Annotated in this window: 31 protein-coding genes; 13 read left to right on the top strand and 18 right to left on the bottom strand. The window is 47.2% G+C overall.

The window, feature by feature from the left end:
- Positions 1 to 92 precede the first annotated feature (92 nt).
- From AC5SLM_RS09240 to AC5SLM_RS09230, 3 genes are all read left to right on the top strand, one after another.
- Positions 93 to 320 (top strand): CopG family transcriptional regulator, encoded by a 228-nt coding sequence (locus tag AC5SLM_RS09240; protein WP_495250667.1) that lies wholly within the window; start codon positions 93 to 95, stop codon positions 318 to 320.
- On the top strand, positions 320 to 571 hold the full coding sequence (locus AC5SLM_RS09235) for a type II toxin-antitoxin system RelE family toxin (RefSeq protein WP_495250666.1): 252 nt from the start codon (positions 320 to 322) through the stop codon (positions 569 to 571). The genes AC5SLM_RS09240 and AC5SLM_RS09235 overlap by 1 nt, the downstream gene beginning before the upstream one ends.
- Positions 572 to 669: 98 nt before the next feature.
- Positions 670 to 1077: a RidA family protein gene (locus AC5SLM_RS09230; RefSeq protein WP_495250665.1), complete on the top strand. Its 408-nt coding sequence runs from the start codon at positions 670 to 672 to the stop codon at positions 1075 to 1077.
- A 62-nt stretch (positions 1078 to 1139) separates the two neighbouring features.
- Here the strand turns inward: AC5SLM_RS09230 and yddG are convergent, their stop codons facing one another.
- The 8 genes from yddG to AC5SLM_RS09190 all read right to left on the bottom strand — a co-directional run bounded on the left by yddG (position 1140) and on the right by AC5SLM_RS09190 (position 8347).
- The gene (yddG, locus tag AC5SLM_RS09225) at positions 1140 to 2036 is read right to left on the bottom strand and encodes an aromatic amino acid exporter YddG (protein WP_495250664.1); all 897 of its coding nucleotides are present in this window, start codon (positions 2034 to 2036) and stop codon (positions 1140 to 1142) included.
- 542 nt (positions 2037 to 2578) lie between these two features.
- A complete protein-coding gene (locus AC5SLM_RS09220) occupies positions 2579 to 2905 on the bottom strand; it encodes a metal-sulfur cluster assembly factor (protein WP_495250663.1) in 327 nt (108 codons plus the stop codon).
- On the bottom strand, positions 2898 to 3308 hold the full coding sequence (locus AC5SLM_RS09215; protein WP_495250662.1) for a SufE family protein: 411 nt from the start codon (positions 3306 to 3308) through the stop codon (positions 2898 to 2900). The genes AC5SLM_RS09220 and AC5SLM_RS09215 overlap by 8 nt, the downstream gene beginning before the upstream one ends.
- Position 3309: 1 nt before the next feature.
- The gene (locus AC5SLM_RS09210; RefSeq protein WP_495250661.1) at positions 3310 to 4497 is read right to left on the bottom strand and encodes an aminotransferase class V-fold PLP-dependent enzyme; all 1188 of its coding nucleotides are present in this window, start codon (positions 4495 to 4497) and stop codon (positions 3310 to 3312) included.
- The gene (locus tag AC5SLM_RS09205) at positions 4487 to 5686 is read right to left on the bottom strand and encodes a SufB/SufD family protein (protein ID WP_495250660.1); all 1200 of its coding nucleotides are present in this window, start codon (positions 5684 to 5686) and stop codon (positions 4487 to 4489) included. Before AC5SLM_RS09205 ends, AC5SLM_RS09210 begins: the two co-directional genes overlap by 11 nt.
- Entirely contained in the window at positions 5683 to 6438 is a 756-nt protein-coding gene (sufC, locus tag AC5SLM_RS09200; protein WP_495250659.1) for a Fe-S cluster assembly ATPase SufC, read from the bottom strand. Before sufC ends, AC5SLM_RS09205 begins: the two co-directional genes overlap by 4 nt.
- A 28-nt stretch (positions 6439 to 6466) precedes the next feature.
- Positions 6467 to 7903: a Fe-S cluster assembly protein SufB gene (sufB, locus tag AC5SLM_RS09195; RefSeq protein WP_495250658.1), complete on the bottom strand. Its 1437-nt coding sequence runs from the start codon at positions 7901 to 7903 to the stop codon at positions 6467 to 6469.
- Positions 7904 to 7990: 87 nt separating this feature from the next.
- The gene (locus AC5SLM_RS09190; protein WP_495250657.1) at positions 7991 to 8347 is read right to left on the bottom strand and encodes a nitrogen fixation protein NifQ; all 357 of its coding nucleotides are present in this window, start codon (positions 8345 to 8347) and stop codon (positions 7991 to 7993) included.
- Positions 8348 to 8518: 171 nt separating this feature from the next.
- On the opposite strand from AC5SLM_RS09190, the gene nifA reads away from it, so the two are divergent.
- Positions 8519 to 10075, top strand: coding sequence for a nif-specific transcriptional activator NifA (gene nifA, locus AC5SLM_RS09185; RefSeq protein ID WP_495250656.1), 1557 nt, complete (start codon positions 8519 to 8521; stop codon positions 10073 to 10075).
- Positions 10076 to 10133: 58 nt separating this feature from the next.
- On the opposite strand, the gene AC5SLM_RS09180 is transcribed toward nifA, so the two are convergent.
- The gene (locus tag AC5SLM_RS09180; protein WP_495250655.1) at positions 10134 to 11162 is read right to left on the bottom strand and encodes an HD domain-containing phosphohydrolase; all 1029 of its coding nucleotides are present in this window, start codon (positions 11160 to 11162) and stop codon (positions 10134 to 10136) included.
- A gap of 274 nt (positions 11163 to 11436) precedes the next feature.
- On the opposite strand from AC5SLM_RS09180, the gene AC5SLM_RS09175 reads away from it, so the two are divergent.
- Positions 11437 to 11883, top strand: a complete 447-nt coding sequence (locus AC5SLM_RS09175) for a hypothetical protein (protein WP_495250654.1) — start codon at positions 11437 to 11439, stop codon at positions 11881 to 11883.
- Here AC5SLM_RS09175 and AC5SLM_RS09170 read toward each other — a convergent pair.
- From AC5SLM_RS09170 to AC5SLM_RS09160, 3 genes are all read right to left on the bottom strand, one after another.
- Positions 11873 to 13756, bottom strand: coding sequence for a methyl-accepting chemotaxis protein (locus AC5SLM_RS09170; RefSeq protein WP_495250653.1), 1884 nt, complete (start codon positions 13754 to 13756; stop codon positions 11873 to 11875). The two genes, AC5SLM_RS09175 and AC5SLM_RS09170, sit on opposite strands and share 11 nt — an antisense overlap.
- A gap of 204 nt (positions 13757 to 13960) precedes the next feature.
- Positions 13961 to 14242 carry a N(2)-fixation sustaining protein CowN gene (cowN, locus tag AC5SLM_RS09165; protein WP_495250652.1) on the bottom strand — a complete coding sequence of 94 codons (282 nt, stop codon included), beginning with the start codon at positions 14240 to 14242 and terminating at the stop codon, positions 13961 to 13963.
- The gene (locus AC5SLM_RS09160) at positions 14242 to 15057 is read right to left on the bottom strand and encodes an SIR2 family protein (RefSeq protein ID WP_495250651.1); all 816 of its coding nucleotides are present in this window, start codon (positions 15055 to 15057) and stop codon (positions 14242 to 14244) included. The genes cowN and AC5SLM_RS09160 overlap by 1 nt, the downstream gene beginning before the upstream one ends.
- 119 nt (positions 15058 to 15176) lie before the next feature.
- Here AC5SLM_RS09160 and nifB point away from each other — a divergent pair, with 119 nt between their 5' ends.
- The 5 genes from nifB (at position 15177) to AC5SLM_RS09135 (ending at position 20204) form a co-directional block, all read left to right on the top strand.
- The gene (nifB, locus tag AC5SLM_RS09155; RefSeq protein ID WP_495250650.1) at positions 15177 to 16574 is read left to right on the top strand and encodes a nitrogenase cofactor biosynthesis protein NifB; all 1398 of its coding nucleotides are present in this window, start codon (positions 15177 to 15179) and stop codon (positions 16572 to 16574) included.
- A gap of 1 nt (position 16575) precedes the next feature.
- The gene (nifV, locus tag AC5SLM_RS09150) at positions 16576 to 17700 is read left to right on the top strand and encodes a homocitrate synthase (protein ID WP_495250649.1); all 1125 of its coding nucleotides are present in this window, start codon (positions 16576 to 16578) and stop codon (positions 17698 to 17700) included.
- Positions 17679 to 18503, top strand: a complete 825-nt coding sequence (locus AC5SLM_RS09145; RefSeq protein ID WP_495250648.1) for a GNAT family N-acetyltransferase — start codon at positions 17679 to 17681, stop codon at positions 18501 to 18503. Before nifV ends, AC5SLM_RS09145 begins: the two co-directional genes overlap by 22 nt.
- On the top strand, positions 18500 to 18724 hold the full coding sequence (locus AC5SLM_RS09140; protein WP_495250647.1) for a hypothetical protein: 225 nt from the start codon (positions 18500 to 18502) through the stop codon (positions 18722 to 18724). The genes AC5SLM_RS09145 and AC5SLM_RS09140 overlap by 4 nt, the downstream gene beginning before the upstream one ends.
- Positions 18725 to 18983: 259 nt before the next feature.
- Positions 18984 to 20204 carry an FprA family A-type flavoprotein gene (locus AC5SLM_RS09135; protein ID WP_495250646.1) on the top strand — a complete coding sequence of 407 codons (1221 nt, stop codon included), beginning with the start codon at positions 18984 to 18986 and terminating at the stop codon, positions 20202 to 20204.
- Here AC5SLM_RS09135 and AC5SLM_RS09130 read toward each other — a convergent pair.
- Positions 20201 to 20530, bottom strand: coding sequence for a hypothetical protein (locus AC5SLM_RS09130; protein ID WP_495250645.1), 330 nt, complete (start codon positions 20528 to 20530; stop codon positions 20201 to 20203). The genes AC5SLM_RS09135 and AC5SLM_RS09130 overlap by 4 nt on opposite strands.
- A 133-nt stretch (positions 20531 to 20663) precedes the next feature.
- Here AC5SLM_RS09130 and AC5SLM_RS09125 point away from each other — a divergent pair, with 133 nt between their 5' ends.
- Complete coding sequence (locus AC5SLM_RS09125) at positions 20664 to 21242, top strand: DJ-1/PfpI family protein (protein ID WP_495250644.1); 579 nt, start codon at positions 20664 to 20666, stop codon at positions 21240 to 21242.
- 43 nt (positions 21243 to 21285) lie between these two features.
- Here AC5SLM_RS09125 and AC5SLM_RS09120 read toward each other — a convergent pair whose 3' ends face one another.
- Genes AC5SLM_RS09120 through AC5SLM_RS09105 form a run of 4 tightly spaced genes read right to left on the bottom strand, consistent with a single transcriptional unit; the run spans position 21286 to position 24671 of the window.
- A complete protein-coding gene (locus tag AC5SLM_RS09120) occupies positions 21286 to 23466 on the bottom strand; it encodes a heavy metal translocating P-type ATPase (protein ID WP_495250643.1) in 2181 nt (726 codons plus the stop codon).
- A 12-nt stretch (positions 23467 to 23478) separates the two neighbouring features.
- Entirely contained in the window at positions 23479 to 24096 is a 618-nt protein-coding gene (locus AC5SLM_RS09115) for a LysE family translocator (protein ID WP_495250642.1), read from the bottom strand.
- A gap of 22 nt (positions 24097 to 24118) precedes the next feature.
- Positions 24119 to 24460, bottom strand: coding sequence for an ArsR/SmtB family transcription factor (locus AC5SLM_RS09110; RefSeq protein WP_495250641.1), 342 nt, complete (start codon positions 24458 to 24460; stop codon positions 24119 to 24121).
- Positions 24453 to 24671: a heavy metal transport/detoxification protein gene (locus AC5SLM_RS09105; RefSeq protein ID WP_495250640.1), complete on the bottom strand. Its 219-nt coding sequence runs from the start codon at positions 24669 to 24671 to the stop codon at positions 24453 to 24455. The genes AC5SLM_RS09110 and AC5SLM_RS09105 overlap by 8 nt, the downstream gene beginning before the upstream one ends.
- A gap of 133 nt (positions 24672 to 24804) precedes the next feature.
- Here AC5SLM_RS09105 and AC5SLM_RS09100 point away from each other — a divergent pair, with 133 nt between their 5' ends.
- Both AC5SLM_RS09100 and AC5SLM_RS09095 read left to right on the top strand, forming a co-directional pair.
- Complete coding sequence (locus tag AC5SLM_RS09100) at positions 24805 to 25512, top strand: YebC/PmpR family DNA-binding transcriptional regulator (protein ID WP_495250639.1); 708 nt, start codon at positions 24805 to 24807, stop codon at positions 25510 to 25512.
- Positions 25513 to 25561: 49 nt separating this feature from the next.
- Entirely contained in the window at positions 25562 to 26050 is a 489-nt protein-coding gene (locus tag AC5SLM_RS09095) for a peptidylprolyl isomerase (RefSeq protein ID WP_495250638.1), read from the top strand.
- An 11-nt stretch (positions 26051 to 26061) separates the two neighbouring features.
- Here AC5SLM_RS09095 and AC5SLM_RS09090 read toward each other — a convergent pair whose 3' ends face one another.
- On the bottom strand, positions 26062 to 26721 hold the full coding sequence (locus AC5SLM_RS09090) for a S24 family peptidase (RefSeq protein WP_495250637.1): 660 nt from the start codon (positions 26719 to 26721) through the stop codon (positions 26062 to 26064).
- Between the last annotated feature and the right edge of the window lie 265 nt (positions 26722 to 26986).

The raw sequence follows: 26986 nt of genomic DNA, 5'->3' as shown, positions 1-26986 counted from the left end.
CCGTGGAAACATACAAATGTCATTTTAAACGCTGCACATCACTTGAATCGTATTAACTATTGTAGTATAATGTAGATACAAAAGGATACATTATGAAGAAAGCAATTAACATCCGCATGGACGAGGCGTTATTATCAGATTTAGATTCATATGCACATGAATTAGAACGTTCACGAACCTACATTATTGAAAAAGCTGTCAGCACATACTTTGACACTTTGGATGAAATGATCTCCGATAAAAGAATCGATGAGCTAAAAGCAGGCAAAACTGAGGTATACACGCTTGAAGATGTTGCTAAACGCTTAGGTCTTGATTGATGTTCAAAATTATTGTTCCAAAAACTGCGTTTAAAGAATTAGAAAAAATAGATACTGAAAATCAAAAACTGATTTACTTAAAAATTAAAGAGCTTGAAGCAGGCAACTTCACAACCGACAAAGCTTTAAAAGGTAATCACAAAGGCAAATTTAGAAAAAGAGCTGGAAATTATCGAATCGTATATTTAAAAGAAAATGATATTTTGGTAATTACTCTCATCAGAATAGCCCACAGAAAAGAAGTGTATTAGGGGAAATAGCGTCAGTTTCCACCTTGGCCAAATAGTGGTAAACTACCTTTTCAAATACCCTAAAATAATCACCCTCTAAATCTTACTCAGGAGAAAACATGACAAATTCAATCATTCGTCTTAACCCCTCGACATTGCCAAATGCCGAGGAAATGGGCTATTCGCAGATTTCGATAGTTGAACCAGGTCGCATGGCTTACATATCGGGGCAAGTAGCTTGGCAGGCAAATGGTGCGCCTGTGCCGGAGGATTTGGTGGAGCAAATGAAGCTTGTTTCAAAAAATGCACGCTTGGCTTTAGAAGCACTAGGCGCGTCCGCGCAAGATGTTGTGATGGCGCGCATTTATATGGTTGAGCTCACCCCCGAAAGACTCGAGGAGCTCATGCCGCCATTTTTAGCTACTTTTGAAGGTGCCAAGCCTTGCGTTACTGGCGTTGGCGTGAGCGCATTGGCGGCTCCAGAGTTGCAAGTGGAAATGGAGTTGGTAGTAAGGTTGCCAGATTAGCCACTGTGCGCTTTTGAGCTTATAGATTGGCGCAGTGGGCGAAACAGGCAAATTACCTTGCTTTACTGCGCCAAAGGTTGCTTTTTTCTTACACTCAACATTTTTCTCAGTTGGTTGAGCGAACTCAGCATAGAACCCGCAATGATAAGTCCGCAAGCCGCCCAAACAAACAAGCTCATCTGCGCTAACCCAAGGGCGATGAGCAGTAGCGTTGAAAGCAACGGTGCGGCGTAAGAGAGTGAACCTAGGAGCTTTATGTCTCCGTGTTTCATCCCAATATCCCACACAAAAAACGCTCCGCCAACGGGCCCTACTCCAAGAGCAATGATGGCTAAAAATTGCGTTACGTCAGGGATGATTGTTGCCTCAAAAAGCAGATGGCATGCAAAAGAAAGCACAGCGGTGGCGCCACAAAACGCGCCCACCGCACTTGTAGGCACATGCGCAAAATGCCGTGAAAGCACGGAGTAAGTGGCCCAAATAACGCCACACAAAACAGCGTACATGTAACCCTCCACATAGGCCGTGTCAAAGGCAAAACCCTTCCCTTTGCTCACGAGCAAAAAAGCACCCAAAAAACCAAGAAGTGCGCCTGCCACATGAAACCATCGCAGTCTTTCATTTGGCAAAAATGCACTAAAAAGGACGATAAGCAATGGCCAGAGGTAGTTGATGAGATTTGCTTCCACCGCTGGAGCATTTTGGATGGCTAAAAAGTAGAAAAAATGGTAGCCAAACAGCCCACAAACACCCACAATCCAAACCTTTAACGGTTGCCTAAAGTGCACAACCACGCCCTTGCCCTCTTTCTTCCACAAGAATAGTCCAATCAAAAAAGCGACAAAAAACGCCATAGAAGTGAGCTGAAAAGGAGGAATATTCCCAGCAAGAACGCCAAAAGAGGCTAGAGTTGCCCAAAGAAGTATGGCGCAGATTCCAAAAAGATTGCCATTTTTCACAAAAAATCCTACATGTAAATTTTAAAAATGGCAGTATAACAAGATTCCACAAAGGATCGCGAACGCACTATGCCCGTATAGCTTAGTCACAGTTCCGTAACTATAAATTAACCCAAGAAATGTAAATTTATAACGAATCAATAAAACAATTATGAAAGGATTTTCAATGATACATGCATCCAAAGAAACGACCACGAGTTTGGGCCAAACATTACCGCGTCGGATGTTTTTTAAGAGTATGGCTTTTTTTAGTTTAGTGTTTTTCTCAACTGCACCGCTTTATGCCAAAGGCTCCCAAAAACAATTTGAGTATCAATCCAAACCCAACAATGGCAAGTCCTGTAAAGATTGTATGCATTTTGAGGCCGAGAAAAGTCAGTGTAAGCTTGTAGATGGGACAATAAGCCCCGATGGATGGTGTACGTTGCATCATGTTCTTCAAAAGTAAATTAAAAATATTTGGAAAAAATAAAAAATTTGCACCCAAGGCTTGAATCTAGAGGGCAGGATTTTCACTTTTTAGGGCCTGCCCCCCGCTCTATTTAACCCATCATTCCCGTTTCTAGTTGGGCTTCTTCGCTCATCATTGAAGGGTCCCACGGGGGTTCAAATGTAAGCTCAACATACACTTCATCAATGCCCTCAAGGGTGCTCAAAACCGCATAAACGCGCTCAACCAGAAAATCTGAAACGGGACAACCTGCGGACGTGAGTGTCATGGTGATTAAACAAGCTCGCCCGCTTGAAGAGGAGTTGCCAAAATCTATTTTATAAAAAAGCCCCATATCGTATAAATTTACAGGCAATTCTGGGTCATATACGGTTTTTAGCGCTTCGATTACCCGTTCTTTAAGCAGTGTATCATCCATTGTTTTTCTCCTTTGCGTACGTATAAATCCTATGTATCATGGAGCTAAATCCATTGAGTCTTACGGGTGAGATTATCTCCTCTAGCCCTAGTTTTTTTAGCGCATCTGCATCAAAACTACCAATCTCTTGGGGCGTAAACCCAGAGAAAATATCGGCCAACATCACAGCCAATCCTCGCACTATCACCGTATCGCTATCGGTTTTAAAAAAAAGCTTGCCCTCTTTTTCTTCCATCACAATCCAAACAGAAGATTGGCACCCTTGGATTTTATTTTGCTCATTTTTTGCGCTCTCTTCAAGCCCAGATGAGCGTTTGCCTAAATCAATAATATACTCGTATTTATCCATCACATCTTCAAAGAGTGACAATTCCTCTATGTAGTGTTGCAATTTTTCCCTCATATTAACCCTTTAGCATGGAAATTGCCCGCTTTAAGGCTTTTATAAATCCATCAATATCGGCTTGGTTTGTATAGATTCCAATACTTAGCCTCACTGTTCCCTCAATCCCCAAAAGGCGCATGGTCGGTTGGGCGCAATGGTGCCCCACGCGCACTTGCACCTTTTGTTTATCTAGCAAAATCCCCAAATCATGGTGATGGATTCCCAAAATATTAAAACTAATGCTGCTTTGTGAAGAGGAGGGTTTGGCGTAAAATACAACATCCTCCATCTCTCCAAGGCGTTTTAATGCGTAAGATATAATGTTTTCTTCATGCTCTTTAATAGTCGCAAACCCCACATTTTGCACATACGCCAAAGCCGCCCCAAAGCCAATAACTCCGGCGATATTAGGAGTGCCAGATTCGTACATGTAAGGGATTGGCAAGTATTCGGTGTGTTCAAAAAACACTTGCGCAATTGCGCCGCCACCCACTTGATAGGGCGAGCAAAAGGGATGCAACTCTTTTTTGATATACAACGCTCCAACTCCCGTGGGGCCATAGAGCTTGTGCCCTGAAATCACTAAAAAATCCGCCCCCAATTCATCCACGTCAATAGGTAAATGGGCCGCACTTTGGGCCGCGTCTACGAGCACTTTGGCTCCGTATTGGTGCGCTAGGGCTATCATCTGCTTCATGGGATGGGTTATGCCAAACGCGTTGGAAGTATGGATGAGCGACACAAACGCCTTTGGGTGTTGGGCCAAGAGTGCTTCAAAATGGTCCAAATCAGGCTCTAAATTCTCTTTGGTTTTTATGACATGTAAAGGCTTTTTGACTTGCTGCCAAGGCAAGATATTTGAGTGGTGTTCCAAAGAGGAGATGATCACGCATTGGGCATGTTCCCGCACAAAAGAGTGCGCCACGAGATTGATCCCCTCGGTGACACCTTTTGTAAAAACAACCTCGCTAACATCTTTTACATGTAAGAAACTTGCCACCGTTTTTCTAGCACCCTCATAAGCGCTTGTTGCTTTGTTTCCAAGGCCATGGGCGCTTCTGTGGATATTGGCGCAGTAGCGGGTATTGTACTCCTCCATCGCCTCCAAAACAGCCCTTGGTTTTTGAGCCGTTGAAGCACTATCTAGGTATATCAAATCCCCATGGCTAAAAAACTCAAAATCCTCTCGGATTTTTTCATGTTGCACCCATGCCTCCTTTGGCGTATTCGGGGAAGCGTTCATACACTTGGTGCGTGAATGCATCGATAAGCAACTCTCTTGCGCGCTCATATTCTATGCCTCGTGACATAAGATAGTAGAGTTGCTCCTCGTTCAAACTCCCCACAGTTGCCCCATGACTGGCTTCTAGTTCATCGATGAAGATTTCAAGTTGAGGCTTGATAAATGCCCGAATTTGGGCATGTTCACTTAAAATAAGCGAATTGCAAAGTTGGTTAGATTTTGTCCCAGCTCCATGTTTTGAAACCACCACTTTAGCGTCCACGACACCCTTGGCGCTATCGTTAATCACTTGTTTGATGAGCTGAGAACTGTGGGTATTTGGAGCATCATGGTGCAACGCTACAATGGTGCTTAAATGCTGTTCATTTTTTGGTAGTTGCAAGGCTACAAAGTCCATTGTGGCTGCTTCGCCACTTAAAAAAATATCCCACACACTCACGCAAAGTGCCGTGCCCGCTTCAAGGGAGTAAATGTTTGCTTTTGAATCTTTGCCTTGAACATAGTGATAATTGCTAATAATATGTGCTTTTTCATGGGCTTTTTGCTCATGCACGTGGGAGATTTGCGCACCTTCGCTTACATGTAAAGCCAACGTGTGGTTAAACAAGCCAGCACCACCGACCAAAAGACGCTCATACACATCCACCTTCGCATTCGCCCCTACATGTAAACCCACATGCATGTGGGTGTGGGCGGTCTCTTTATTGTCCATGTAGAGGATTTCCAGGGGTTTTTGAAGCTGTGTTTCCTCTTTGATTCGCACGCTGTAAAAGGCATCATTCAACGCGTATGAAAGAAAATAAAAGGGATTTTTACTCTCATGCAAAAGGCGCGGATGGGAGTCAATCTCTACGCTAACCCCGTGAGGCAAAGAGGATTGGGCTTGATTAAACCAGCCTTCAATAAAGACGATTCTATGATTATCACTCTTTGGGATTGCATACTCGCTAACCTTTTCATCACGGCGATACTCCACCTCGTAAATCTTTTTTACGCCAGTATTTCCAAAGACTTCATGCTTGTTTTTTGGCAATCCAAGAAGCTTAAATCTCTCATAAGCTTCTTGGCGCATGGCAGGGTTATCCTTTGTAGCAAACCCGTAATGGGCTACAACTCCCTCCACCTCTTGGGTGTTTAATTGTGCTAATTTCATGAAGCACTCCTTGCCTTTTCTAGCATGGCGTACCCATTTTTTTCAATCTCTCTAGCGAGAGATATATCGCCACTTTGGACAATGCGACCATTGTGCAAAATATGCACGAAATCTGGCTTAATGTATTCAAGCATTCTTTGGTAATGGGTAATGAGTAAAACAGAACGGTTTTCATTTAGCAATGCATTCACGCCGTTTGCGACGCTCTTAAGTGCGTCCACATCTAGCCCTGAATCAATCTCATCTAGCAAGAAAAGGTCAGGCTCTAAAACGCTCATTTGGAGCATTTCATTTTGCTTTTTTTCGCCACCTGAAAAGCCAGCATTCAAATCGCGCTTGAAAACATCTGCCTTGATGCCAAGTTGGGCTATTTTTTCTTTGACTAGTTTTAAAAAATCAGCCGCGCTCGCTTCTTCGAGGCCATTTTTTACGCGTTTTGCATTATAGGCTTGTTTGAGAAAGTAGATATTATTGACTCCTGGCACTTCAATGGGTGCTTGAAAGGCTAAAAATATCCCCTCATTTGCCCGCTGGGATACATCCATTTCTAAAATATCTTTTCCCTTGTAATGAATACTTCCACCCAAAACTTCGTAAGAAGGATGGGCAGAAATCACCTTGGCTAGGGTCGATTTACCCACGCCATTTGGGCCCATGATGGCATGGACTTCGCCTTCTTTGATGTGCAAATTCAATCCATCTAAAATCACTTGGTTATCAATCGCAACTTTCAACTCTTTTACATGTAACATTTCCTATCCTTTTGGTTTTTCATAAGCCTCACCCAACGCTTCCCTCAAGGGTCACATTGAGCAATTCTCTGGCTTCCATGGCGAATTCCATAGGCAATTTGCCTAGCACCTCTTTACAAAATCCATTCACAATCATGCTCACCGCATTCTCTTCGCTTAATCCTCGTTGCATCAAATAAAAGAGCTGTTCATCGCTGATTTTAGAGGTAGTGGCTTCGTGTTCCACATTGGCACTGGAATTGCGCACATCAATGTACGGATACGTGTGCGCCCTCGCTTTTGAGCCAATGATGAGAGAATCACACTGGGTAAAATTGCGCGCATTCTTTGCTTGTGCGCCAATTTTCACTAAGCCCCTGTAAGCATTGAGTCCATTTAGAGCCGAAACGCCTTTGGAAATGATGGTGGATTTTGTGTTTTTGCCAATATGAATCATCTTTGAACCCGTGTCGGCTTGCTGGGATTTGGACGTAATAGCGATTGAGTAAAATTCTCCAACAGAATTATCCCCTGCCAAAATACAGCTTGGGTATTTCCAGGTAATTGCCGAGCCAGTTTCCACCTGCGTCCATGAGATTTTCGCATTGTCTCCCTTGCAAATCCCTCTTTTGGTCACAAAATTATAAATCCCGCCCTTGCCTTTTTCATCCCCTGGGTACCAGTTTTGAATAGTCGAATAATTGATTTTCGCATCTTTTAGCGCGATGAGTTCCACCACAGCTGCGTGGAGTTGATGCTCATCCCTGATGGGCGCCGAACAACCCTCATTGTAAGAAACATAAGAGCCTTCATCCGCGATAATCAGTGTGCGCTCAAACTGCCCAGTTCCCACTGCATTGATGCGAAAATAGGTGGACAATTCCATTGGACAGCGCACCCTTTTTGGGATGTAGACAAATGTCCCATCGGTAAAAACGGCGGCATTCAACGCTGCAAAATAGTTATCATTCATAGGAACGACCGAGAAAAGATATTTCTCCACAAGCTCCCTATGGTTTCGGATGGCTTCAGAGATAGAACAAAAGATAATCCCTTTTTCTCTAAGCTCTTTTTCAAAGGTAGTCTTCACTGAAACCGAGTCAAAAACGGCGTCCACCGCAACACCCGCCAACGCCTTTTGCTCCTCTAGGGAGATACCTAATTTATTATAGGTTTCCAAAATCTCAGGGTCCACTTCATCGAGAGAATTGAGATTTGGTTTTGGGGCGGAAAAATAAGAAATATCTTGATAATCGATGGGAGGATAATCCAAGTTTGCCCAACTAGGTTCTCGCATCTTTTCCCAAAGACCAAGGGCTTTGTACCGAAGTTCAAGCATCCATTGGGGCTCATTTTTTTTAGCGGATATGAAACGAATGGTATCCCTGCTAAGACCCTTTGGCGCTGTATCAGATTCTACTGATGTACTAAAGCCCAAAGCATATTCTTTGTCTAGTACTTCGTGAATGCTTTGATTTTCAGACATGTTCATCCTTTTTGTTTAATTAGGATGATTTTAGTCCTATTAGAAAAACAAAAAGTAAATAGGAGATAATTTATCTTAATTAGAAGGTTAAGGACGATGAGAAGATTGTTTGACGTGATGCCACTCTAGTGAACACGCGGCGTCAAAGCAATCGTCTTCATCGGGACAGCCTTCACAGGCGGGCGCTGTTGCGTGGATGGAGTCGTAGAGAAATTTTTTCCAACGGACATTGTTGGGCTTTTGGGAAGCAAGGGCAGGAAAATGTTCGTTCATAAATTTTCCCATTTCTGCGCGATTGGCAAAGCCCATGGCTTCGTACAGGTGGTTCATCTCCAAAGAACGCTTGGCTACAAGAGGAGCAATCTCGCGCAACGCCACCTCGTCTTTAGCATGGGCTTCAAGCAGGATTTTAATATGAGAGTACAAGGCGGTCGCATCTGTCACGTTGGCTCCTTTGGGTTTATTTTTGGGCTTGTCGTGCAAGGTTTGTCTTTACATGTAAGCATTGTAACGCATCTTCTAGATTGATTATGTTTATATTTTAGACATTTAAATGTTTACTTAATCATCTTTTGCATGGTATACTGATAGCTTAAACCACGTCAAAGGGAGACCATGTTGCGCTGCGAAACCTGTACCATCGGCCTACTAAAAAAGGAGGTCGCGCTACTTTATGAGATCGCCAAACTCCTCACCGACGTGGAAGACTTGAAACACGTGATGGAGAAATCCCTTGCTATTTTAAAGCACGAACTCAAACTCCAACGCAGTGCCATTTACCTTTTTGAACCCGACACCAGTTTGCTGTGCATTTTTGCTTCCATCGACCTCACGCCCCAACAACAAAAGATTAGCGCTTACCGACTTGGCGAGGGCGCGACGGGCTTGGCGGGGCAGTCAAAAGAGCCCATCATCATCGAAAACGTGCACAACAACATCCTCTTTCTCAACAAAACAGGCGGGCGCAGGAGTGAAACTATCTCTTACGTAGCAGTCCCCATGCTTGTGAAAAATGAACTCGTGGGCGTGCTTAGTGCGAACCTCAACGGCGCAAGTGAGACAGACTTTGATGAGACCATCCGCATCCTCACCATCGTCAGCTCCATGTTCGCCCAAGCCAAGTTCGTCCACCAACGCATCCAAAGCGAAAAAGAACGCCTCAGTGATGAAAACAGTTACTACAAAGAAGAGGTGCTCAAAGCATCTAGTTTTGAAAATATCATTGGCAAAAGCGATGAAATTTTAAAAGTCTTTGAGATGCTGCACAAAGTCGCCCCCTCCCGCGCGACCATCTTGGTGCGGGGCGAAACAGGCACAGGCAAAGAACTCATCGCCTCAGCCATCCACAACCTTAGCACGCGCCGTGAGGGGCCATTTATCAAACTCAACTGCGCCGCCATCAGTGAAACCTTGCTTGAGAGTGAACTCTTTGGACACGAAAAAGGGGCTTTCACCGACGCCAAAGAGACCCGCAAAGGACGCTTTGAGTTAGCCGACAAAGGCACACTGTTTTTGGACGAGATTGGCGACATCTCCCCCGCCCTTCAAGTGAAGCTTTTGCGGGTTATGCAAGAACAAGAGTTCGAGCGCGTGGGCGGGTCAAAAACCGTTAAGGTTGACGTGCGCCTCGTCGCTGCGACCAACCGCGACCTTGAAAAAATGGTCAAAGAAGGCACCTTTAGAGAAGACCTCTACTACCGCCTTAACGTCATCCCCATTCTCTTGCCACCCTTGCGAAAGCGTGGTAAAGACATCAACCTTTTGTGCAATTTCTTTTTGGAAAAATACGCCAAAGAACACAAGAAAAAACTCTTTTTCACCAACGAAGCCAGAATTCTTCTAAAAGCCTATCCGTGGCCTGGCAACATCCGTGAGCTTGAAAACACCATGGAGCGCATGGTGCTTTTAGCCGACACCAACGCCGTAGATGACCGCCTAGTGGTCTCACTTTTACCCAACATCACCCTTAAAGATGACACCTTTGTCATTCCCGAGGAAAAACCTGCACCCAAAGCCCCCACCACTAAAGGAACCATCGAACAAATGGAAAAAGAAGCCATCCTTGATGCACTGCTTACATGTAAAGGCATCCAATCCAAAGCCGCGGCGATGTTAGGCATGAGTCCAAGGCAAATTGGGTATAAGATGAAAAAATACGACATCGAGTGCTAGGCTTACATGTAAAGAGGTTGCGCTAGTCTTACACAAAGCACAGTGAAAAGTTTTTTAACTACAGGGTGTTTTCTTTGGTTTTTTGACTCATCTCATCCCAACTAAGAAAGTGCTCGTGGGCTAAGTCGTAGTGGCATATCACGATATCTAATTCCCCAACCCCGCTCAACAATGTTGCGCGAATTGTTGAAACTTCTATGGGACAATGGATTTGGTGCAACAAGGCAAATTCGTCTCCTTGTAGGCGAAAAATATGCGCTTGGGGAAAGAGTTTCTTTAAGCGACTGGCGATTAAAATAAGCGCTTCATCCCCTTCTTTCCAGCCGTATTTGTGGTTAAACGCATGCATTTTTTTGATGCTAAAATGATAGCAGCATCGAAACTGCATTTGGGGTTCATGGGCCAACAAATACGTATCTAGCAATCTCCCGTTAAACACATCCGTCAAAGAATCTTTAAAAATATACGCCAGCTTACTTCTTTCTGCTAGGTTTGGAAAAATTGGTGCTTCGGGAATTTCTGGTATCTTTAGCGTCGCAAAACGCGCCAAAGCGCTTTGCACAACCACAGGGTCAAATTGCCTTCCAGCTTCCCGCGAAAGCTCTTCGAGTGCTTCTGTGATTTCCATTTGTTTGCGGTAATGTCGGCGTGTTGTCATGGCATCAAAAGCGTCCGCAACGGCCAAAATTCGCGCATGAAAAGGGATGGCTTCGCCTATGAGTCCATCAGGATACCCCTGCCCATCATACCGCTCGTGGTGGTGCAAAACCGCCTTGGCAAAAGGGCGCAAAAACGTCACCTGCGCAATAATTCTCTCACTGCTACGCGGGTGTTCTTGCATGATATTCATCTCTTCAGCACTCAAAGCGCCGGGTTTGAGCAAGATGGCTTCTGGGGTGGAAATCTTCCCAATATCATGCAATAACCCACTTTGATACACACTATTTTGCTCTTCGATAGACAAGTGCATATGTTCTGCCAACATCGACGCATAACGCGCAACCCTTGCACTGTGTCCTGCCGTGTAGGCGTCTCGCTCTTCCACGATTTTTGCCAACAGGGCAATGAGTTCGTACTGTTTAAACATATTTTATTTTTTGCACCAACAAGGCCGATTCTTCGCACCCGCGTACCTTCGCTTCAGAAGCTTTTTGTGCACTTTTTGCTATACTAAACGTACTTTCAAAATTGGCGTTTTTTCTCCCCCATTCTTTCAAGAATCTCTCGTATTTCTCCCTATTTCCAAGCATTTTCATCCTTGCGCACAATAGTTTCATTTCGGCTAATAATATCCGTATTGAACTTAATAGGCTCTTACAATATGACTAAAAATATTCATTATGACTACAAGGATAGTGACAATGGAAGTGTATGAAAAAATCAACTACCTGCTCGAAGAAAAGCAGATGTCAAAGAAGATTTTCATCGAGGCACTGATTGCCTTGCAGCCAAAGCTAAAAACAACGGGAGAAGTTCCGAGCTTTAGCACAATCAATGGCTATTTATATGGAAGAAGGGAGATAAAAATTGAACTTATTCCGTATATTGCAGAAGTGTTAGGCATCCAAGAACAAGAACTCTTTGAGACGAGTTTGGAATTCAACCACGACTATAAACCTTGCACGCACAAAAGAAGTGAGGGAAATCGTCTATTTGCTCTCTTATGTGCCCACTTCTATCATCGAGCAAATACGCTACCAACTGCAAAAATACAAAAAACTCTACAAAGAAAGTTGCGAAACCCTAAAAAAAATATAACCAAAAGCGCCAGAAGAGGGGTTCTTCTGGCGCTTTTTCTTACGACTTAAACTTTCCTAATTCATTATTCAAGTTTTCAGTCATGGCATGGAGGTGGTCCGAAGCTTGCGAAACATTGTCGATGCTACCCACATTGCTTGCGGAGATTTCATTGACCTTTTCAATCTCTTTGGCCATCTCTTGAATCTGCGTTGCTGTCGCCACGAAGCTTTTGACGGTTTCACTCGCATCGATGATGGTCTTTTTCACCGTCGCATCAATACTCGTCACGCCGTGTTGCAACTGGCCAGAAATCTCCACCAAGCCATTGACCTCTTTGGCATTTTTCGCGATGTCGCCATTGGCATCATTGATAGACTGCACCACGATGTTAATGGTCGCATCAATCTCCACGAGACTCTTTTGTGTTCGCTCGGCCAGTTTTCGCACCTCATCGGCCACGACCGCAAACCCGCGTCCGTGCTCCCCTGCCCGCGCTGCTTCGATGGCCGCATTAAGAGCCAACAGGTTGGTTTGGTCCGCGATGTCGCGGATGATATTGAGCACGTCTTTGACTTCGTTTGCATTGTGGCTCACCGCGTCCAAGCGCTCGGCCAATGCTTGCTCTTTGGTAGCCGTTTCTTGCATGGTTTTTTCTAAATGTTGGGCTTGGTTCTTGACCGTGTCGATGTCTTGTTGCGTCTTGGTGAGGGCTTCTTGGGAGAGGGTAGCTTTTTTCACCGACACTTCAATCGCCCCAGAAAGCGTCATGGCGTTTTCTTTGGTTTTGGTGATAATCTTAGATTCTGCTTCCACGTTCCGCACTACTTCAGTAGCCGTACGGGAAAGTTCTTCGGAGATAGACGCATTTTCACTGCTGATGGTTTTGGAGTTTTTCACGATGTCGTGGAGTTTTTCGATAAATTTATTGATATTAACGGAAACCTGCCCAAACTCATCGTGGGTTTTTACCACCAACCGTTGGCGCAAGTCGCCCTCGGCACTAGAGAGGTCCTCAACGACCTTATTAAGCTCATCCAGCGGGCGCAACAATGCTTTGATGATAAACACAATTAACACCAACACCACCACAAGCATCCCAATCCCCACAAGCATCAATTCACGCACTTGTTCACTCAAGAAAGCATACGCCATGGCCTTGTCAAAGGTAATCGCAGGCCGCCAGCCTGTTTCTTTGGAAACTTTGTAAGTGTAAATTTTCTCAGCACCTTGGTACGTGTACTCCACAATGCCTTCATTTGCGTTTCCAAGTTGTCTTGCCAAATCTGGTGCCACTGCAGCCAAATCTTTCCCAATAAGTTCTCCGTTGGGATGGGAAATAATCAAGCCTTTGGTGTCTTGAATCATCGAATAACCGCCCTCAAATGCGATATTCTCCAACTCGGTAAACAAAATTTTAAGGTCAATAGAAGTCGCCACAGCGCCCAAAAGCTTCCCGTCTTTCACGATAGGCGCAGCCACGGCGACAATGTGACTTTTTGTGCTAGCACTAATATACGCATCGGTTGCCACTTCTTTCATGGCGCTTTTTGCAAGGGTATACCACGGGCGCACACGCGGATCAAAGCCCGCACTTGGCTGCGTGTCCGTGCCATAAATCATCTTGCCTTCCACTTCCGTACCCACGAAAGAGTCGATGCCTCCGATAGTCCGCGTCATCTCGCGCAAGCGCGCTTTGAGCTCGCTCTCACTAATCTCTTCCAAATCCGAAAGCAACCGTGCGCCACTAGCAATCATGCTTTTCTTCGACGCTATCCATAAATCGATGTAATCTGTGAGCGCTTGGGATGCCATCGTGACACTTTTTTCCACCTGCAAAAGGCTGTTACGCTTTGTATCCATGTAACTAAACACGCCAAATACACTTAAACTTGCCACCATAAAGATGGAAATTACAAGGGTTATTTTTGTCTTGAAGTTCATCTTGTCCCCTTTTCGTAGTAGTGTTGTGCCAATACACATTAGCATAATGCAACAATTATACTACAGGGCTCCCCATATTTCCTAGGCCTTTACATGTAAACTTTCGTTACATGTAAGCATTACGTGTAAAAGGTGCCACTTTCCCCAAATATAGGCCTTTGTATGTAATTTTTATTACTTTTTTACACCTTTACATGTAAGGGTTCAACAGCATTCGATTTCCGCTTTTTCCATGGCCAAACTCCCTTCTTCGTGGTCATGAAGTTCAAACAATTCTTCCAAATAAAACACATTGGCACACACCAAATACAACACATCTTCATCAGGCGTTCGCGTGTAGTACGCGGGAGGAATTTTTTTAACAAACTTTTCCCAAAATGGATTAGCGGCCTCTGGCTTCTCCTTAAACAAAGCAAGCACCTCATCCACCACGCAACAGGCGTTTTCAAAGCAATCAATATTTTCAAAACTCACATACCGTTCCATTATTCCCCTTTCTCCACTACAGTTTTCAATGTGTCTACAAACCCTTGCGTGGAGTCTTGTTGCGTCAAAAGCCCCTGCCCTTCCACAAAGCGACGTTCCGCTTTTTCCAAAGGCCCCTCGTGCACCACCACGCCACCCGCACACTCAAGCGTACTCTCCCGCGCCACCATGCGCTGGGTATCTTTAGCAAAAGATTCTCCAAGGTAAAGTATCTGTTTGCCCTTTCGGTACGCCTTGAACCACGCAGGGTAGGCAAACCCGCCCATGGCTTCGGTCAGCCAATCCACATAATCCGCATCCGAAATGACAAAACTTGGCGTGGGTAAGGCACAGCCCATGGGTTTGATGATGAGTGGTGCTTGCGCATCCCACGTTTGTGCTTCCACATACGCGCCCTCTTTCCATTCGTACAGGGCGTACCGCTTGGGCGAAGCGCTAATGCGCGCAATACCTTTGAGCAAAAAGTGCTTACACGAGGCAAGGGCGTCGAGCAACAAGGTGTCGCGGTTGGTGTCAAAGATGACCTTCACGCCAAGGCGCAAGAGCAGTACATGGGCGGGTTGGAGGTTTTTTTCGCGCCCAAAAACCTCAATGCACATGCCCTCAATATGCCCGCGTCCGCGCCGCTGTTCGATGCTCATGGCCGCTTTGGAAACCTCTTGCATGAGTTTGGGCGTCATAGCCCTACCGCCATTAAGCGCCAAAATGGTCTCTTCGGTGGAGGCGGGCATGGCGGAGCCTTTGAAAATATCTGGCCCCAAATAGGCCATCATGTTTCCCTCTTGTAGTGCTTGGATAATCGCTTCAGGTTTCATTTGCACGCTCCTTATTTGGTGTTTTGTATTGCATAAAGCATTCCCTTGCAAAATCCCACCATTTCACGCTTGGAACGCCATATGCAATCCTCTTTGCCAAGAAACTACAAGGAGCTACCATGAGCTGTTCTTCTTCCCCCTCCAAAGGGCTTCCCAAAGATGTTGAAGCCTTGGTTAACAACCACCCCTGTTACAACGAAGAGGCGCACCACCACTACGCGCGCATCCACGTCGCCGTCGCTCCTGCGTGCAACATCCAGTGCAATTACTGCAACCGCAAATACGACTGCTCCAACGAGAGCCGCCCCGGTGTCACGAGCGAACGCGTAAGCCCTGAAGAAGCCATCAAAAAAGTCTTACATGTAGGTGCTGCCATCCCACAACTAAGCGTCGTAGGCATCGCTGGACCTGGTGACGCGCTAGCCAACCCCAAAGCAACCTTTAAAACCTTTGCTTACCTTAACCGCTACGCGCCTGATTTGAAACTGTGCATCTCCACCAACGGCCTTGCCCTCATCGACCACATCGACGCACTCAAAGCCCACAAGGTGCACCACGTCACCGTGACCATCAACAGTGTGGATGAAAGTGGCGAGATTGGCGCAAAAATCTACCCGTGGATTTACCACGACCACAAGCGTTACCGTGGAGCCCAAGCCGCAAAAATCCTCCTCAAACGCCAACTTGAAGGCATTAAAGCGTGTGTGGAAGCGGGTATCTTAGTCAAAGCCAACTCGGTGCTCATCCCCCACATCAATGACAAACACTTAGGCGAAGTGGCCAAAGTGTTGCGTGAGCTTGGGGTCTTTTTACACAACGTCATGCCACTCATTTCCAAAAAAGAGTACGGCACCAAATTTGGCCTTGAGGGCATCCCTAGTGCTTCCCCAAAAGCGCTCATGAGAGCCCAAGAAGCCTGCGGTACGGACATGAAGCTCATGAAACACTGCCGCCAATGCCGCGCAGACGCGGTAGGACTCATCAACCAAGACCGCAAAGACGAGTTTGGCAAAGAGTCCTTTAATGCCCTCTCCATCGAAGAGCTAGCCAACGCCTACGACATCACCAAACGCCAAGAAACCCACGCCAAAATCGAAACGTGGCGACGGGCTTTGAAAGTAGCCAACGCACGCTTGGAAGCTGAGAAAATCCCCTCCTTGCTCGTGGCTGTCACCTCTGCGGGTGAGGGCCTCATCAACCAACACTTTGGCGCAGCCAATGAGTTTATGATTTACGAAGTGGACAGCAAAGGGGTGCGCTTTTCCCACCACCGCAAGGTCGAAACCCAATACTGCCACGGGCCAAGCGCATGCGGCAACAACCCCATGGACGAGATTGCCAAAACCTTGGAAGACGTGGACCTTATCGTCACCGCCAAGATTGGCCCGTGCCCCAAAGCGTCGTTGGAACGTTACCGCATCCAAATCAGCGAAGAGTACGCCCATGAGCCTATCGAGGCCTCTTTGCTTAAAGCCGCCAAAGCCTTCATGCCTTTTGCGGAAGAAAAGGTCGGTTAAGATGAAAGCCATCAACGATACCACCTTACGTGATGGCGAACAAGCGCCCTACGTGGCCTTTAATACCAAAGAGAAAATCGCCATCGCCATCGGCCTTGACCAGTGTGGGGCGGATGAACTGGAAGTGGGCATCCCCGCCATGGGCAAGCAAGAGTGCGAAGACATCGCGCGCATCGCAAGCCTTGGCCTTCGCGCGCGCGTCATGGCGTGGTGCCGTGCCCACCCCAAAGACGTGGAAGCCGCCCTTACATGTAAGCTCTCCGCCATCAACCTTTCTATCCCCGTTTCAGACGTGCTTATTAGCATCAAATACAAACGGGGCAAAGACGAACTTTTTGAAAATTTAGAACGCGCCATTGCCCTTGCCAAGCGCGAGGGGATGTTCATCAACATCGGTGGCGAAGACAGCTCTCGCGCTAGCGAAACCTTTTTGCGCGAAGTCATTGGCTTTGCCAAAGACCTGGGCGCAGACCGCTTTCGTTTTTGCGACACAGTGGGCATCCTCACCCCCACAAAAACCTACAAAATTGTCAGTGCCCTCTCGCACCTTTTACCCATCGAAATGCACACCCACAACGACTTTGGCATGGCTACCGCCAATGCCATCGCGGGACTAGAAGCAGGAGCAGTGAGTGTCAATACCACCGTCGTAGGCCTTGGAGAGCGCGCGGGCAATGCCTCCTTTGAACAAACCCTTATGGCGCTCAAACACCTTTTCAACGAGCCACGCGTCATCGAACAATGCGCTTTAAAATCCCTCGTGCACACCGTGTGCGACGCCGCGCGCATTCACGTTTCGCCTAACGCGCCCATCGTCGGGGATCGGATTTTTGCCCACGAATCAGGCATACATGTAAGCGGTATGCTCAAAAATAACCAAGCCTATGAGCCTTTTTCGCCCGAAGAAGTGGGTGCGACAAGGGAGTATCCCATCGGTAAGCACAGCGGCTCAGCGGCACTCATGTACCACCTTGATGCCCTTGGCGTGCACGCGCCAAAAGAGAATTGCACGGGGCTTTTGCCCAAGCTTCGACGCATCATCACGCGGCGTAAATCTGTGTTGGCACCCCAAGAACTCCACAAGCTTTACACCAAGTACGCCCCATGTACCCCATCCGTTGGCTAACAGATTTTGCGCCTCTGCATGCCTTGTGCGCCCAAGAAGGTTGGCTGGGGGACACCTATGAGCGTGCCCCTTTGCAAACCGCCACGCCCTATCTGGCCTTTGGTGCCTTTGATGGGAGTACATGTATTGGGGCCATTACGGGGTTTTTGCACGAAAAAAGCGCGTGGATTAGCCATTTTGTAGTGGCGCCCTCTCACCGAGGAAAAGGGGTTGGACGGAAGCTTTTTGAACACCTTTTGGGGATTTTAGAAAACGAATCAGATTCCCTCTACCTTCACGCAGCACCCCAGATGGAAGCTTTTTACGCCTCCTTTGGGTTTCGTGCCTCCCATAACATCACCCGTTATTTTCGCGCGTCTAATACCCCGACTTTTTTCTTTCAACCCGGCCAAGATTTTAAACCCGCCACCCTTTCTTTAAAATTGCGTATGCACGATGCCAACGCTTTTGGTGAGCGGCGAAACCTCTTTTTAGAACACACCTTAAGCCATCCCAGTAGCCTCATTTTCTCCACGCCTTCGGGCTACTTGCATTCGCGGATGATGGAGGGCGAATACCTGTTTTTGGGCCCGTGGGTGATGGAAAAAAAAGAAGACGCGGAAGATTTTCTCAAAGCCTTACTCTTCTTTCGTGGGGCCAAGCCCATCTTCGCGGACGCGCCCGCCCTGCCCCACATCGCTTCGCTGTACGAGCGTTACGGATTTGTCGCCAAAGGCACCACGGTACACATGCAAAAAGGGGACCCGCTACCTTTGGCCCACAAACGCATTTACGCCTACGGGAGCACAGGAGTGTGTGGATGAGCGAGCTTGGAGAAGTCATCATTTGCGAATGCAGTGGCAAAACCATAGACGAGGCTATCGCCTTTTTTCAAGAAACCAGCCTGCCTTACTTTAAGGCACGCAAGGCTTTTTCCCAGTGCAAAAAAACTTGCTGCAACAAAGCCCTCATGCGGCTGTTTGACATGGTCTATTTTGGGAAAATCGACAAAAGAGAGATTGTGGAGATGATCGGAAGGCAGTAGACATTTTTCAAAAGGTCTAAAGCACCAAAGGTGCGTGGGCTTCCTGCCGAAGGAAACTCAGCGTTAGCGTAGCTTTTTGGAGCTTTGCTTCAAAAGGCGTATCCAATGATTAGGCAGTAGACATTTTTCAAAGGCCCTGTCTCGACAAGAGTTGTCCACAATGGGTACCCCAAAGCGTTCCGCTTTGACCCATTGGGACAAATTGTCTCGCGCGGGCCTTTGAAAAATGTCTTTACATGTAAGGCAATAAAGGTAGCCCATGAACCCCATAGCCATCGCCAAAGATATCTATTTTATTGGTGTCTTTGACCCCGATATTCGCACCTTTGACATCATCATGAAAGCCGCCAATGGCTCTTCGTACAATGCCTATCTCATCAAAACCTCCGAAGGGGTTATTGTCGTAGACACCGTCAAAAAGGAGTTTGAAGGAGCCTTTTTTGCCAACCTTGAAGCCTTGTGTGCGTACGAGGAGATTCGTTATGTCATCGTCCACCACATCGAACCTGACCACTCAGGGGCCTTGCCTGAGCTCATCTCCCGCGCACCCCAAGCAAAAGTGCTCATCGCGCCACAAGCGAGCATGATGCTAGGTGCGCTGACCCACAAAGAACACATGGTATTTGAAACGGTCTGGACCAATAAAACCTTACGTTTGGGCGAAAAAACCTTGACCTTTTTATCCACGCCTTACTTGCACTGGCCCGAAACATTGAGCACCTACGTGAGCGAAGACAAGCTCCTTTTTAGTGGCGATGTGTTTGGGGCCCACTACTGCGACCCGCGCTTGTTTGATGACAAAGTGGGGGATTTTTCCTATGCCTTTACCTATTACTATGACCACATTATGCGCCCTTTTAAACGCTACGTCACCAGTGCGCTAGCCTTGTATGACCGCTTTGAGATTGCTTGTATCGCGCCCCTGCATGGGCCCATCTTGCGTCAAAACCCACGCCACTACATGGACCAATACCGTGCATGGAGCGCGCCGCTTAACGCGCCCCACAAAACCCTCACCATTTTTTACCTCACGAGCTACAAAAACACTTACGAGATGGCGCAAGCCATCATGCGAGGGAGCGAACACACTGAGGGACTCATCACGCGCATTTGCGATTTAGCCGCCTTGGAAGAAGCCAATATGCTTGCTCTTTTAGACCAAAGTGACGGTTTTTTAATCGGCACCCCCACTATCAACGGCGATGCACCCAAGCCTGTGTGGGAGTTGCTTTCGTGTTTAATGTTTTTAGGTAAAGAAGGCAAATGCGCCGGGGCTTTTGGCTCTTACGGGTGGAGCGGCGAGGCTATTGAGCATGTATTGGCACGCCTTAAACACCTTAAACTGCGCGTCCCGCCCTTAGAGCACCCCAAGGTCAAGCTCATCCCTACTAAAGCAGATTTGGAAGCGTGTGAGGCCTATGGTAAAGAATTTGGGGAAGTGGTGATGGGAAAAATGATTGAAATGACACTAGAGGGCTAAACCCCTATCTTGCGCTTTGCCATTTCCAGTTGGAGTTGAAGCTTATAAGCATTCACTTGCGTGTCAAACGTACTAGTGTTTAGCACAATGTCTTCTGTACTTAGCCCAAGGAAACCTGCCATTTGTAAAAATTCGGGCGAAGAGAGCGAGGAAGCTGTTTCGTTGGTCATAAGCTTGGTTAACCAGCTCGAATCCCCCTCATTGACACTGTGGGAATCGTACTGCAACAAAAAATCCAAAAAATTTCCCTCGTCTTTTTTGATGGAGGTGTACATGGCATACTGCACCCCTGCATAAGGGTCGATTTCAAAAAGACGTGAGCTCATGGGTTCTCCTTTGGGTAAAAACGTACCAAAGGAAAGCAAAAACCGTGCCTGTTATCCTTTCGCAACCTTATTTACCAACAGGTTGCCAAGTCGCGCTATAATGACACTTTTACCTCACACCAAAGGAGACACTATGGCGAAGAAAATTTTGTTCATTGTTGGCGATTACGTCGAGGATTACGAAGTAATGGTTCCCTTCCAAGCCCTTGGGGCGGTCGGTCACACGGTCGTTGCGGTATGTCCTGATAAAAAAGCGGGCGATTTTATTCGCACGGCTATCCACGATTTTGAAGGCGACCAAACCTACAGCGAAAAGCCAGGACACAACTTCACACTCAATGGTACCTTTGCAGACATCGTGCCTGAGAGCTTTGATGCCCTTGTCATTCCCGGTGGTCGCGCGCCCGAATATTTGCGCCTCAACGAAGACGTGCTAAGCATCGTGCGTTATTTCTCCTCCGCCAACAAGCCCATCGCTGCCATTTGCCACGGCGCGCAGCTTCTTGCCGCCGCGGATGTACTCAAAGGCAAAAGCTGCTCCGCTTACCCCGCGTGCGCCCCCGAGGTCACCAAAGCAGGTGGCACCTACAAAGCCATCGAAGTCACCCAAGCCACGGTTGATGGCAATCTTGTCACCGCCCCCGCGTGGCCAGCCCATCCTGAGTGGATTGCCAAATTTTTAGACGTCCTTGGCACAAAAATTACCCACTAACCCCGCACGTTACATGTAAGGGTTTTTCCTTACATGTAACGCCTCACATCTTCAGTAATTTCAACCGCAACGCGTTTAATACCACTGTCACCGAACTCACACTCATGGCCATTCCTGCGTACATGGGCGTGAGCAGCCAACCCGTCCACGGGTAAAACAATCCCGCGGCCAAAGGGATGCCAAGGATGTTGTAGATAAACGCCCAAAAGAGGTTTTGCTTGATGACGCGCATGGTTTGGCGTGAAAGCACGAGGGCGCCCTTGACCATGCGCAAGTCGTTGCCAATAAGCACGATGTCCCCTGCGTCTTTGGCAATATCTGAGCCCGAATTTAGCGCGATGCCAATGTCCGCTTGCTTTAAAGAGGGCGAATCATTAATCCCATCTCCCACAAACAGCACCTTGGCTTCTTTTTGAAAGGCTTCAATCTGTGCGTGTTTTTGGTGAGGCAGCACTTCGGCATACACGAGGTCGATGCCCAGTTTCTCCGCCACGCTTTTGGCCGTTACTTCATGGTCGCCCGTGAGCATCACAGGCACAATGCCTTGGTGCTTTAAGTACGCGATGACCTCTTTAGCCTCTTCTTTGAGGGTATCTTCAAGGACAAAACACCCCACCTCTACCCCATCAACCGCCGCGACGATCGCCCCTTTGGCTCCTTTTTGCGCCTTTTGCATCAACACCCTAGACGCAGGAGAAACTCTAACGCCCAAAGACTCCAAAAAAGCCTCCGACCCTACCGCCACAGACCGCCCCAAGGCCTTGCCCTGCACTCCAAGGCCTGCGAGGACTTCAAAGGCTTCTACCTCACAAGAAAGCGCGATACCTTGGCGCCTAGCGTACGCCACAACGGCTTTAGAGATAGGATGTTCGCTTCTGGCCTCCACACACCCAATCAATCCCAACAATTCGTCGTCATTGACGCTAGCGTGGCTCACGGCGATTTCACCTTTGGTGAGGGTGCCTGTTTTATCAAACACGGCGTATTTCACCGACTTTAAAATCTCAAGCACTTCGGGGTTTTTGATAAGGATGCCATGCTTCGCCCCTTTGCCCACCGCTGAGACAATGGCGATAGGCGTGGCAAGCCCCAACGCGCACGGGCAAGAGATGATGAGCACCGACACGCTCGCCAAAAAAGCAAACAGCACATTGCCCGTAAAAAACCACCATCCTAACAAGGTTGCAAGGGAGATGAGCATCACCGTGGGCACAAAAATGTTTGAGACCTTATCGGCAAAGCGTCCGATGGGCATCTTCTGGTTTTGCGCTTCGCTTAAGAGCGACACGATGCTAGCAAGCATGGTTTCGTGAGCAGGTTTTGTGACGCGCACTTTCATGTAGCCCGCCCTACTCATAGTGCCCGCCACCACGTCTTCGCCCTCTTTTTTATGCACTGGCAACGACTCGCCAGTAATCATGGAGGTGTCTATCTCCGCGTTTCCTTCGATGATTTTCCCATCGCACGGGATGGCTTCGCCTGATTTGACAATGACCACATCGCCTACACGCAAAGCCTCCACGCCCACCATAGCTTCGGTGGCGTCCTCGCCCAAAACACGTGCTTGCTTGGGGGAAAGGTCCATGAGGTGCTTAAGGGTGTTGGTCGCCTTGGCCTTGGAGCGCTCTTCAAGGTACTTACCAAGAAGTACAAAGGCGATGATCATCACCGCCCCATCAAAATAGACAAACCGCATGGATTCAGGAAAAACATCCCCAAAAAGCATCACGCTCACCGAGTAAAAATAAGCCGCGCTTGTGCCTAGGGCAATGAGCACATTCATGTCATAACTACCGTTTTTTAGCGCCCCGTACGCATGGGTGTAAAAACGCGCACCCGCATAAAACTGTGCGATGGAAGCCAACACCCACACCGCCCACACGTTGTGCGCACCAAAGGGCATAAATTTCTCTAGTCCCATTACACCGGCGGCAAGGGCCATGGCAAGCCACAGGATGTACTTAAGTTTGGCGAGCTCTTTTGTTTTTTGGGCCTCTAGGGCGGCCATGTCTTTCATGACGCCATAGCCAAGTTTTTTGATTTTGCTGATGATTTGCTCGCTGCTCACCTTGTCCGAATCGTAAATAAATTCCCCCTCAGAGGAGGCGAAACTCACCTGCACTTGCTCCACGCCGGGAAGTTTTTTGGTCACTTTTTCCACTGCGTTGGAGCAATTAACGCAGGTCATGCCTGAAATGTTTACATGTAAGGTTTTGGTTGCCATTATTTTTCCTTTCTACCGTTCACTTAGCGCCAAACGCACCCCAAAATAGACAAACATACTTCCCGCCATGCGCTTTAGCCACAACCCAACCCATGGGCTTTGACCAAGGCGATGTGCCGCCCTTGAGGTTAAAAAAGCAATCCCAGCACTCACCACAAGGCCATTCACGCTAAAGACAAGCCCAAGCACCAAAAACGCCAACGGCGCATCAGGGGTGTTAGGTGTCACAAATTGAGGCAAAAAGGCTAGAAAAAAGAGGGCGACTTTAGGGTTAAGAGCATTGGTGAAAAACCCTTGCCAAAAGATTGCCTTGCCTTTAAGGGGAGCTTTTTGTGCAGGTTTTGCACGTGAGAGCAACATGGAAATCCCCAAATAGAGCAAATAAGCCGCGCCGATGAGTTTGACGGCTACAAACAAATGCGCCCACTGATACAACAACGCCGAAAGGCCTAAAACCGCCAAAGAAATATGCACCAAACATCCCGCACCCACGCCCAAGGAAGCCCTAAGGCCAGCCCCAAATCCACCCGAACCCGCACGTGCCGTGATGTAGAGTAAATCTGCACCAGGGGTGATATTGAGCAACAATCCCGCCGCAACAAACAGGCCAAAATCATGAATTCCCAACATCATATGCCTTTACATGTAAGCGCTAAATAGCCTTAAATACCCCGCCCACAAGGCCTTCCACGAAGGGATGTCTTAAGCGGTAAAAGTACATCTGGCCTTCCTTGGTGTACGTCACAATCTTAGCAAGACGCAGGATTTTGAGTTGATGGGAGGTGTTGGAGGGCGAAAGGCCAAGCATGTTGGCAATCTCCCCCACACACATCTCGTACCGCGTAAGGGCAAGAACGATTTTTAAGCGCGTCGGGTCACTGAGGGCTTGAAAAAACATCGCCGACTCACTCACCTCTTCTTCGCTGGGAAGTTGGGCTAAAATCTCCTCTAGCACGCTTCCATTTTCGCAACACGAGCGAATGAGTTTAGGCATCCGCAACCTCGGCGATGATGTCAAACCCTAGCGCGGACATTTCCGCTTTAAAAGAGACCTCCGCCGCTGCATCGGCCAAGTCTACGCACACTTCGCGGGGTGTTTTGGACATGTCTACCTCGATATCGCCAAAATCATCCTCAAGGGAAACCAAAATCGTATTGGCACAATTTTGACAGTTGATGTTGTTCGCCTGAAACCGTTTTAACATAAGAGCTCCTCTATGTGAAGATATATTCATATTCGAGATATTATCTCCCCTTGCGTAAAGAAAGGCTTAATTTCAAATGTTTCTTACCCAAGACCCGTTATAATTCCAACAAAAAACAAAAGGAAACTCCCCCATGGGAAGAGCATTTGAATACCGACGAGCAGCCAAGGAAAAGCGCTGGGACAAAATGTCTAAAGTCTTTCCAAAACTCTCCAAATCCATCACCGTAGCCGCCAAAGAAGGGGGACAAGACCCCGACATGAATCCTAAACTTCGCACCGCTATTTTGGCTGCCAAAGCGGAAAACATGCCCAAAGACAACATCGACGCGGCCATTAAGCGTGCATTAGGCAAAGATGCGGATGAAATCAAAGAGGTCAATTACGAAGGCAAGGCACCCCATGGTGCGCTTGTGTTTGTAGAATGCGCTACTGACAACCCCACCCGAACGGTCGCAAACGTCAAAGCCCACTTCAACAAATGCCACGGACAAATGCTCCAAAACGGCTCACTTGAGTTCATGTTTTCCCGCAAAGCCGTGTTTGAATTTGACACCCCTGCCCTAGACCCAGAAGAACTCGAACTTGCACTCATTGATGGCGGGCTTGAGGAACTTGAAGAGCACGAAGGAACGATGTACGCTTACGGTGACTACACCAGCTTTGGCTCCCTCTCAAACGCTCTAGAAGCCTTAGGGATTGAAGTAAAAAAAGCAAGCTTACAGCGCATTCCAAACGTACCTGTTAGCTTCGATGAAGACCAAATGATTGAAATCGAAAAACTCATCGACCGTCTTGAAGATGACGATGATGTGCAAGCGGTCTACACCAATATTGCCTAAAAAAGTGTGTTATACTTCACTCTCAAATTTTTACATGTAAGGACTGTTCATGAAAGAACTCAAAGAATACACCTATTCCCCCGAAGAGTTGGCCAAGTTCCAGTACGCTACGATTCAAACCAACAAAGGCGCCATGCAGGTAAAGCTTTACCCCGAAGAAACGCCCACTACCGTTGCCAACTTTGCAACACTCGCCAATGATGGTTTTTATGATGGGCTCACCTTTCACCGCGTTATCCCAAACTTTGTCATCCAAGGCGGCTGCCCAAGTGGTACAGGCACAGGCGGACCAGGTTGGGCTATTAAATGCGAATGCAATAAAAACACCCACAAACATCAACGAGGCACCCTTTCTATGGCACACGCTGGCGAAAACACAGGTGGAAGCCAGTTCTTTGTCTGCCACGCGCCGCAAGCGCATTTAGACGGAATGCACACGGTTTTTGGTGATGTCATCAACGAAGAAGGCCTTAAAGTGCTCGATAGCATTCGTCAAGGCGACGTGATGGAAAAAGTCACCATTTCCGAAACGCTCTAGCCCCAACGCCTTTACGCAATCTTCGTAAAGGCTCCCACTACTTTTCCAAGCACCCGCACCTGTTTTGCATCAATCCGCTCTGGTACATACATCGTATTGTCCGAAACAAGCTCCAAAGAACCGTCTGCTTTTAACTGAAGGCGCTTAATAAACAAGCCTCCTGGCGTAGCAAGCACAAAAATACCCCCACGGTGAATCTGTACTTGCGTGCGATCCACAAGCACCACATTGCCCTCGTGCAAGGTGGGCTCCATGGAATCGCCAAGGACATTAATCGCCTCAATTTCTTCTGTTTTGCAACGCACCCCAATCCGCTCTAAAATCGCTTCGTCTACATGTAAATACGCTTCTGCTACGTCATAATTTTCAGCCCCTCCGCCAGCGGAAGCATAAATGTCATGAAAGTACCGAATCCTAGCAAACCGCTCGGTCTCTTGCACAAGGCTTTCCACTATTTGATTGTAAAAAAGCCAGTTGATAGATATCTTGCGTCTGGCACAAAAATCAAGCAATTCTTGATAGGGGATTTTATTGCGGTTTTTCATGGTTGCAAGGGTGACATGGTTGATATTCAGCGCCTCTGCCACGTCTTTATCAAAAACTTTTCTGTTCCCAACATCTTGAGACAAAATATCTTTCAATCGAAGCAGTATATCTTTAAAATCAGGCATGGAAATCCTTTATATTTCATTTTGAAATATAATTGTAGCATAAGATTCTTTTTTTATACAATATGCAATCAACAAAAGGAGATAAAATGGCCCACATTACCAAAACTATCAGTAAAATAGAAGCGTTTTTAACAAAAATAGAAGAGGCTTTTGAAACATTAGGAGAGAGGTTCTTCTAAGCAAGAAAGCTAAAAGAACAATGGAACTAAAGGTAGTCAAACAAGAAATAAACAAACATAATTTGAATTTGAATCTAAAATAAAGA

Source organism: Sulfurospirillum sp. HTRB-L1, assembly GCF_059415125.1.
The sequence above is the reverse complement of the archived record's forward strand: the minus strand, read 5'-3'. Positions and strand labels throughout refer to the sequence as shown.

Bases quoted from the DNA above. Each gene is read 5' to 3' on its own strand.
- sufC (WP_495250659.1), bottom strand. From the start codon at position 6,438: ATGTTACATGTAAAAGAGTTGAAAGTTGCGATTGATAACCAAGTGATT.
- AC5SLM_RS09130 (WP_495250645.1), bottom strand. From the start codon at position 20,530: ATGAGCTCACGTCTTTTTGAAATCGACCCTTATGCAGGGGTGCAGTAT.
- AC5SLM_RS09170 (WP_495250653.1), bottom strand. From the start codon at position 13,756: ATGAACTTCAAGACAAAAATAACCCTTGTAATTTCCATCTTTATGGTG.
- AC5SLM_RS09115 (WP_495250642.1), bottom strand. From the start codon at position 24,096: ATGTTGGGAATTCATGATTTTGGCCTGTTTGTTGCGGCGGGATTGTTG.
- AC5SLM_RS09160 (WP_495250651.1), bottom strand. From the start codon at position 15,057: ATGAAACCTGAAGCGATTATCCAAGCACTACAAGAGGGAAACATGATG.
- AC5SLM_RS09125 (WP_495250644.1), top strand. From the start codon at position 20,664: ATGGCGAAGAAAATTTTGTTCATTGTTGGCGATTACGTCGAGGATTAC.
- AC5SLM_RS09205 (WP_495250660.1), bottom strand. From the start codon at position 5,686: ATGAAATTAGCACAATTAAACACCCAAGAGGTGGAGGGAGTTGTAGCC.
- AC5SLM_RS09120 (WP_495250643.1), bottom strand. From the start codon at position 23,466: ATGGCAACCAAAACCTTACATGTAAACATTTCAGGCATGACCTGCGTT.
- AC5SLM_RS09100 (WP_495250639.1), top strand. From the start codon at position 24,805: ATGGGAAGAGCATTTGAATACCGACGAGCAGCCAAGGAAAAGCGCTGG.
- AC5SLM_RS09110 (WP_495250641.1), bottom strand. From the start codon at position 24,460: ATGCCTAAACTCATTCGCTCGTGTTGCGAAAATGGAAGCGTGCTAGAG.
- AC5SLM_RS09220 (WP_495250663.1), bottom strand. From the start codon at position 2,905: ATGGATGATACACTGCTTAAAGAACGGGTAATCGAAGCGCTAAAAACC.
- nifV (WP_495250649.1), top strand. From the start codon at position 16,576: ATGAAAGCCATCAACGATACCACCTTACGTGATGGCGAACAAGCGCCC.
- nifA (WP_495250656.1), top strand. From the start codon at position 8,519: ATGTTGCGCTGCGAAACCTGTACCATCGGCCTACTAAAAAAGGAGGTC.
- AC5SLM_RS09095 (WP_495250638.1), top strand. From the start codon at position 25,562: ATGAAAGAACTCAAAGAATACACCTATTCCCCCGAAGAGTTGGCCAAG.
- AC5SLM_RS09145 (WP_495250648.1), top strand. From the start codon at position 17,679: ATGTACCCCATCCGTTGGCTAACAGATTTTGCGCCTCTGCATGCCTTG.
- AC5SLM_RS09230 (WP_495250665.1), top strand. From the start codon at position 670: ATGACAAATTCAATCATTCGTCTTAACCCCTCGACATTGCCAAATGCC.
- AC5SLM_RS09175 (WP_495250654.1), top strand. From the start codon at position 11,437: ATGGAAGTGTATGAAAAAATCAACTACCTGCTCGAAGAAAAGCAGATG.
- AC5SLM_RS09235 (WP_495250666.1), top strand. From the start codon at position 320: ATGTTCAAAATTATTGTTCCAAAAACTGCGTTTAAAGAATTAGAAAAA.
- AC5SLM_RS09180 (WP_495250655.1), bottom strand. From the start codon at position 11,162: ATGTTTAAACAGTACGAACTCATTGCCCTGTTGGCAAAAATCGTGGAA.
- nifB (WP_495250650.1), top strand. From the start codon at position 15,177: ATGAGCTGTTCTTCTTCCCCCTCCAAAGGGCTTCCCAAAGATGTTGAA.
- AC5SLM_RS09135 (WP_495250646.1), top strand. From the start codon at position 18,984: ATGAACCCCATAGCCATCGCCAAAGATATCTATTTTATTGGTGTCTTT.
- AC5SLM_RS09240 (WP_495250667.1), top strand. From the start codon at position 93: ATGAAGAAAGCAATTAACATCCGCATGGACGAGGCGTTATTATCAGAT.
- AC5SLM_RS09215 (WP_495250662.1), bottom strand. From the start codon at position 3,308: ATGAGGGAAAAATTGCAACACTACATAGAGGAATTGTCACTCTTTGAA.
- sufB (WP_495250658.1), bottom strand. From the start codon at position 7,903: ATGTCTGAAAATCAAAGCATTCACGAAGTACTAGACAAAGAATATGCT.
- AC5SLM_RS09140 (WP_495250647.1), top strand. From the start codon at position 18,500: ATGAGCGAGCTTGGAGAAGTCATCATTTGCGAATGCAGTGGCAAAACC.
- AC5SLM_RS09105 (WP_495250640.1), bottom strand. From the start codon at position 24,671: ATGTTAAAACGGTTTCAGGCGAACAACATCAACTGTCAAAATTGTGCC.
- AC5SLM_RS09090 (WP_495250637.1), bottom strand. From the start codon at position 26,721: ATGCCTGATTTTAAAGATATACTGCTTCGATTGAAAGATATTTTGTCT.
- cowN (WP_495250652.1), bottom strand. From the start codon at position 14,242: ATGGAACGGTATGTGAGTTTTGAAAATATTGATTGCTTTGAAAACGCC.